Below are 6,565 nucleotides of genomic sequence, written 5' to 3' on the forward strand. Positions count from 1 at the left end.
CCAAGGTGGGGGCGGGCAGCGAGGCCAGGGTCTGCGCGGCGGCCGGCGCCACGCCGGCGGCGAGGAGGGCGAACAGCCCGAGGCCGAGCGCCCGGATCCCCGTTCCCTTGCTGCTGAACACCCGGCCCATCGCCCAAACCCTCCGTCGATGGAGGCACGATGGGCCCGCGCGCCCTCCACGGCGCTGAAGCCGATACGAGCAATTTTATCGATTCCCCGCCGCGGCCGGCGCGCCTCACAACAGCCCGAACCGGACGCTTTGGCGACCCGGCGGATTGTCGGCATCGCGTAGAGGATCGGGAAACCCTGTGCGGCCGCCGCGGTCGCCGTCCGGTCGATCCGAAGTTCCGATGCGGGACGTCAAACGCAGCGATCGGACGCGATCCGACCGAGCGAGCGGCCGACCCGGCAAAGGCGATCACCGTTCAGGTCGGGCTTGATGAATGAGAAGGGTTTTCGGACGGCGGCGTGCGTGCGATCCGGCAAAACCGCATCGTTCGCTCGATTCGCAGAATCAATCGGCAATGACGTGGTGACCGCGACGCGTCCGTCCCGGCGGCGGCGGCCACGACCAAGTCGCCGAAGCGTTCGGCCCCGGCCGCCGCGTGCTTAGAGCGTCATGCCTTCGTGGAAGCGGTCGGGGGAGAGCGGCAGCATGAACTGCACGCCGAACCCGCCTTCGAAGTATCGCACGAGCTTGCCCGGCGTGCTGCCGATCGTGAGCGTCGTGCCCAGCGGCGGCGCGCTGAGGCTGGCCAGGGCCACGCCCGACATCGAGATGTCGATGACCCGCGCCTTGATCTCGCGCCCGCTCTCCAGCCGCACGACCACCGCCGGCTGCTTGGGCACGATGCGCTCGTGGGTCCGGCCCTCGGGCAGGCCGAGCATCTCGCGGTTGGCGAGCCAGGTGAGCTGCGAGGCGATCTTGTCGCGCTTGCGCGGCGTGGCCGACAGCTGGATCGCGAAGCCGCCCTTGGGATGGCGCGCGATGACGCCCTCGATCCGGCCGATATGCTCGAGGTACAGCACCACGCGCTCGCCGAGCTCACCCACCACCGCGCAGGTCAGACGGACGCCGCCGGGCGACATGTCGACGGTCTGGCACGGATATTCGCGGCGGTCGGACAGCATGTAGCGGCCGAGCAGGGAGACCGGCACGCGCTGATGGCGTCGCAGGTCGGAGGCCTGCGCAAGGCGCAGTGTCGTCGTTCCCGCTGAGTTCTGCGCCATCATCATCGCGGGAATAGTCGGTCCGTCGTTGCTCGCTTGCAAAACCTAGCAATTATCTGGTTACGAAAACCTTGTTCCAGGCACACAATCTGAGGTTTTTTGCTCAAGGTGCCTGTTCAATTTTCTCGCGTCAGTTCTGCGGCCGGCGTCTCCGCTGCTTTCAGACCCGTCCGCCGCGGTGGACCATGAGGTGCCCGCGACGGAACGGGGCGCTGTCGTTGGCCGGCGGGGGGAGGGCGCCGAACGCCCCGGCTTCGAGGCCCGCGAGATCGAGGACCGAGTCGTCGCCCTGCGGCCCATCGTGGAGGGCGTCGGGCATGGGCCGGGCCAGCATCCGCAGGGAGAGCGTGTTGAGGCGCACGAGCGGACGCAGGCCGAGCCAGGTCGGCGGGGCGAGGGGGCTCAGCGCGCCGAGCGCCCGCGCCTGAGTGCGCGCGCGGTGGCGGAGCGGCAGCAGGAGGAATTCGAGGTCGACGGTCTCGCCGTCCGTGTTGGTGCCGCGCAGGCCCGCGACGACGCCGATCGCGTCCGCCGCCACCGTCTCGACCATCCGCCATGGGTCCGCCGAGGCGTGGCCCCAGAGGGCGGACAGGTGCGCGGCCCGCAACTCCCGCCCGAACAGGGCGCAGACGCGGGTGCCGGCGAGCCGCAGGGTCGCGGTCCGGTGCGGCATGTCGAGTTCGAGGATCAGGCTGTCTGCCAGCAGGTGGCGGATCGCGCCGGGTTCGATCTCGGAGCGCTCCGGGGCGCAGCGCTGCCCGCGAAGCCGGTCCCAGTAGCTGTAAAGCATGCGGCTGGTCGGATGCTTCATCGGTGTCCCGGACTGACGCGCGGCGGCGTGGCGATCGGTGCCGCTTCGGAACACCTTCGATCTCTCGTGGTGCATCCAGCGGCTGTTCGACCGTCACGGTGCACAACCTACGCCCGGGGTCACGGTCAAGCTCGCGCAACCCTTCGTTAAGGTTAAGCGGAGGTTGACGTTGCACGCCGGGCGGCCCTGCGAGACAATGTTCACGAAAGCGTGACGGTTCGGGTCGCCCCGACGCCGTCACGTCTCCGGGTCGCCTTTGCGAGGTGCGCGGAGGGATCGGGCGCCCGCGCCCCGCCGTCTCCTGGTCCGGACGGTGCCCGGCCCCGCAAGGGGTCTCGGATCCTCTGCTTCAGGGAGGTCGCCCGTTCGCGGTGCGCCTCCCTTTTTTTGTTCGCCGGCCGCCGTTCCGGCCGTCGCCGCGGCCGCAGGCCCTTGCAGCGGGAGCCGTCGCCCCGACATGTGGCGCCATGGATGCTTCCCCCGATCTGCCGCGCCAGGGCCGCGTGCCCGTCTTCAACATGCCGGGCGTGGTCACCGTCTCGATCGGCCTGCTGCTCGCGATCCATGCGGTCCGCGAGATCCTGCTGCCGGACGCCTGGGACATCCGCCTGGTGCTCGACCTCGCGCTGGTGCCGTCCCGCTGGACGACATGGTTCGACCCGGCCCAGGCCGACGCGGTGCTGCGCGCGGCGAGCGAGGCCGGGGACGCGCAGTTCGCCGCCGCGCGCGAAGGCTTCGCCCGCTACGTGCTCAGCGAGCCCGGCGCCTACCCGTGGAGCTTCGCCACCTACGGCCTACTGCACGGCTCGTGGATGCACGTGATCTTCAACAGCGTCTGGCTCGCGGCCTTCGGCTCACCGGTGGCGCGGCGCTGCGGCGCCTGGCGCTTCGGGCTGATCGCCCTTGCCGGCACGGTCGCGGGCGGGGCGCTGCATGTCGCGATCGACCCGCTGAGTTCTTCGCCGCTGATCGGCGCCTCCGCCGGCGTGTCGGCGCTGATGGCCGCCGCCGCGCGCTTCGTGTTCCAGCCGCCGGCGGCGGGCTACGGGACGCAGGCCTGGCAGCTGCCGCCGCACCGGCCGGCCGAGACCGTCCCGGAGCTTTTGCGCAACCGCACCGCGGTGACCTTCCTGGTGATCTGGCTGGCGACGAACCTGCTGTTCGGCCTGATCAGCCTGCCGCTCGGCGCCGAGAACGCGGCGGTCGCGTGGGACGCCCACCTCGGCGGCTTCGTCGTCGGCTTCCTGATGTTCCCGTTCGTGGACCCGCAGGCACGACCGCCGCGGTAGCCGGCCCGAGCCGCTTGGATGACCGGCCGCATGACGGCGGCCGACATTCCCGTTCGACGATGTGGACGCCCTCGGCAGGCGCCGCGCGCCCGGTCTTGCCATGGCGCGGCATCCGCCACACACTCGCATCGATCGCACGGCGCGATCCGGGATCAACCCGGGCACGCCTCCGGTCCCTATGCGCGCCGCGGCTGACGGCGCGGGCGGCGTCACCTCCTGGGAGGGATCTTCATGACCATCGCACGCATCCTCGCCGAGAAAGGCGCGGACATCGTCACCATCACCCCCGAACGGACCCTCGACGAGGCGATCCATCTCCTTGCGGAGAAGCGCATCGGCGCCCTCGTGGTCACCCACGGCGACGGGTCGGTCGCCGGCATCCTGTCCGAGCGCGACATCATGCGAGCGCTGGCCAAGCTCGGCGGCGGCGCCTTCGATGCGCCGGTCTCCGCGCACATGACCGCCGAGGTCGTCACATGCAAGCGCGCCACGACGGTGGAGGACGTGATGCAGCTGATGACCGAACGGCGCTTCCGCCACGTTCCGGTCTGCGAGGACGGCCGGCTCGTCGGCCTCATCTCCATCGGCGACGTGGTCAAGCGCCGGATCGCGGCGGTCGAGGCCGAGCACAAGGCGATGCGCGACTACATCACGATGGCCTGACGCCTCCGCTCAAGCCAGGACGGGATCGAGGGTGACGTGCCACAGGTCGGCGTCGGCCGCGTCCTTCAGCGTCACCGTCATCTGCTCCGTCCGCCCGTCGACGGCGACATGCCCGAAGAACTGGTAGCCTGCCGCCGGCGACAGGTTCACCTGGCCTTCCGGCGGCGCCTTCACGAAACGCAGCTGCGGCCCGAACGTGTCGTCGAGCGTGTTCGGGCCGAAGGTGCCGGCGTGCAGCGGGCCTGAGACGAACTCCCAGAACGGCTCGAACTCCTGGAAGCGGGCCTTGTTGGGGTCGTAGTAGTGCGCGGCGGTGTAATGCACGTCGGCCGTGAACCACACCGTGTTGCGGATGTTCGCAGCCTTGATGAAGCGCAGCAGGTCGGCGATCTCCAGCTCGCGCCCCAGGGGCGGGCCGTCGCCCTGCGCAACCGCTTCGGAGCCGAAGTTCCGGTCGCCGTCGTAGGTGACGACGAGGCCGAGCGGCATGTCGGCGGCGATCACCTTCCAGGTCGCGCGCGACTCCATCAGCGCCCGCTTGAGCCAGGCGAGCTGCACCGGCCCGAGGAAGTACGCGTCCGGGCCGTAGGCGGTCTGGCGGTTCTCGCCGTTCGGCCCGCGATACGAGCGCATGTCGAGCATGAACACGTCGACGAGGGGGCCGTAGCCGATCTTGCGGTAGACGCGGCCGGGCTCGGACGGCTCGAAGCGCATCGGCATGTATTCGTGGAAGGCGCGGGACGCCCGCACCTCGAGCGCGCGCACGTTCGGGTCGGCGTACGTCTTCCTTAGGTGCTCGGCCCGGGTCAGCGGCTCGCCGGGCCACCAGTTGTTGGTGACCTCGTGGTCGTCCCATTGCGCCAGGATCGGCACGGCGGCGTTCATCGCCAGCACGTTCGCGTCCGTCAGGTTGTATTGGTAGCGGCCGCGGAACTCGGCGAGCGTCTCGGCGGGCTTCGACACCGCCTCGGTGACGCGGTTGCGCCAGAGCGTGCCGTCAGGCAGTCGCACCTCGGCCGTGATCGGCCCGTCGGCGTAGATCGTGTCGCCGGAATGCAGGAAGAAGTCCGGGCGGTTGGCCAACATCGCCTTGTAGATGGTCATGCCGCCGCGGGCCTCGTCGATGCCCCAGCCCTGGCCCGCCGTGTCGCCCGACCAGCAGAACGAGACCGAGCGCCGGTCGGCCGGCGCGGTGCGGAAGCGCCCGACCTGCGCCGGGCCGCGGATCGTCGGCGCCGCGAGGTCTTCGAGCCGGATCCGGTAGACCATGTCCTGCCCCGGCGGCAGGCCGGTGAGCGCCACCTTCACGGTGCCGTCCGCCTCCGGCAGGGCGTCGGCGAAGGTGCCGCCGCGGATCTCGGCGAAGCTGTCGGTGGTGGACCATTCGACGATCGCGCGGCACGGCCGGTCGGCGCGCGCCCAGACGATCGCGGAGTCGGTGCCGACGTCGCCCGATTGCAGGCCGTGCGTGAGGATCGGCCGGTCGGCGGCGCGGCTGAGGCCCGGCCGGGCGATGCCGGACGCGAACCCGACGAGGCCGGCCCCGCCCGCGAGCAGGATCTGGCGGCGGCTGGACACCATCAAGGCGGCTCCTCGCGGCGGTCGGGCCGATCCCGATCCCGCACGCGGGCCGCATCGCAGGCCGATGCGACAGTCGCGTGACGCGGCGCGTCAGGCGCGCGCGGCCGCGGCCTGCACCATCGCCCGGATGCGGGGGAGGGCGGCGCGCGTCGCCGCGTGGCCGGCGGCGATCGCCTCGGCCGCCCGGTGGAACTCGAACTGTCCCATCGTGGCGAGGTCCGGCCCGATCGCGCAATCGGGCGGGTCCCGCTCAAGGCGCGCGCGCGAGATGCGGTCCTGCGTGATGTTGAAGGCGTCGAACATCACCCGGCCGATCCCGGGTCCGGACGGCGCGACCCTGCGATTGCGGAGGCCCGCGAGCAGGCTCCAGCGCCGGGCGCCGACCGCGGTGACGACCTGCTCGACGGGATCGGCCGCGCCGGGCTCGATCACGCCGCCCCGCATCCGCGGGTCGCAGGCCAGGTTCACGCCGACGACGAGGTCGGCGCCCATCGCGCGGGCCAGCGTCACCGGCACCGGGTTGACCAGCGTGCCGTCCATCAGGAGACGCCCGTCGCGCTCGACCGGCGCGAACAGGCCGGGCAGGGCGTAGGAGGCGCGCAGAGCCTCGATCAGCGATCCACGCGTGAGCCAGACCTCGTGCCCGGTTCCGAGCTCGGTGGCGACCGAGCCGAAGCCGACCGGCAGGTCGTCGACCAGGCGGTCGCCGAGGTCGCGCATCAGGCGCCGGCGTAGGCGGTCGCCGCCGATCAGCCCCGAGCCCGACAGGCGCGGGTCGAGGAGGCCGAGCACCCGGCGGCGGGTGAGCGAGAGCGCGAACTCGGCGAGGGCGTCGAGCTTGCCCGCGGCGAAGCAGCCCCCGACCACGGCGCCGATCGAGCAGCCGGCGACGAATGCGGGATGGATGCCGGCCTCGTCGAGGGCGCGGATCACGCCGATATGCGCCCAGCCGCGCGCGGCGCCGCCGCCGAGGGCCAGGCCGATCCGCGGC

The 6,565-nt window shown here is 71.6% G+C and carries 6 protein-coding genes; 2 read left to right on the forward strand and 4 right to left on the reverse strand.

All coding sequences use genetic code 11. The features are described 5' to 3' along the window. Window positions 1–609: 609 nt before the first annotated feature. Window positions 610–1,233 carry a PilZ domain-containing protein gene (locus FV229_RS24115; RefSeq protein ID WP_147754383.1) on the reverse strand — a complete coding sequence of 208 codons (624 nt, stop codon included), beginning with the start codon at window positions 1,231–1,233 and terminating at the stop codon, window positions 610–612. A gap of 157 nt (window positions 1,234–1,390) precedes the next feature. Further along, window positions 1,391–2,041, reverse strand: coding sequence for a PAS domain-containing protein (locus FV229_RS24120; RefSeq protein ID WP_147754378.1), 651 nt, complete (start codon window positions 2,039–2,041; stop codon window positions 1,391–1,393). Between the two features lie 467 nt (window positions 2,042–2,508). On the opposite strand from FV229_RS24120, the gene FV229_RS24125 reads away from it, so the two are divergent. Both FV229_RS24125 and FV229_RS24130 read left to right on the forward strand, forming a co-directional pair. Next, on the forward strand, window positions 2,509–3,330 hold the full coding sequence (locus FV229_RS24125; RefSeq protein WP_147754379.1) for a rhomboid family intramembrane serine protease: 822 nt from the start codon (window positions 2,509–2,511) through the stop codon (window positions 3,328–3,330). 231 nt (window positions 3,331–3,561) lie between these two features. Next, window positions 3,562–3,993 (forward strand): CBS domain-containing protein, encoded by a 432-nt coding sequence (locus FV229_RS24130; protein ID WP_147754380.1) that lies wholly within the window; start codon window positions 3,562–3,564, stop codon window positions 3,991–3,993. Between the two features lie 9 nt (window positions 3,994–4,002). On the opposite strand, the gene FV229_RS24135 is transcribed toward FV229_RS24130, so the two are convergent. Both FV229_RS24135 and FV229_RS24140 read right to left on the reverse strand, forming a co-directional pair. Further along, window positions 4,003–5,574 carry an alkaline phosphatase D family protein gene (locus tag FV229_RS24135; RefSeq protein WP_147754381.1) on the reverse strand — a complete coding sequence of 524 codons (1,572 nt, stop codon included), beginning with the start codon at window positions 5,572–5,574 and terminating at the stop codon, window positions 4,003–4,005. A gap of 90 nt (window positions 5,575–5,664) precedes the next feature. Beyond that, window positions 5,665–6,565, reverse strand: a 901-nt coding sequence (locus tag FV229_RS24140; RefSeq protein WP_147754382.1) for a patatin-like phospholipase family protein, incomplete at its 5' end; no start/stop codon positions are given.

This window comes from Methylobacterium sp. WL120, assembly GCF_008039465.1.
In the GTDB taxonomy this organism is placed as follows: domain Bacteria; phylum Pseudomonadota; class Alphaproteobacteria; order Rhizobiales; family Beijerinckiaceae; genus Methylobacterium; species Methylobacterium cerastii.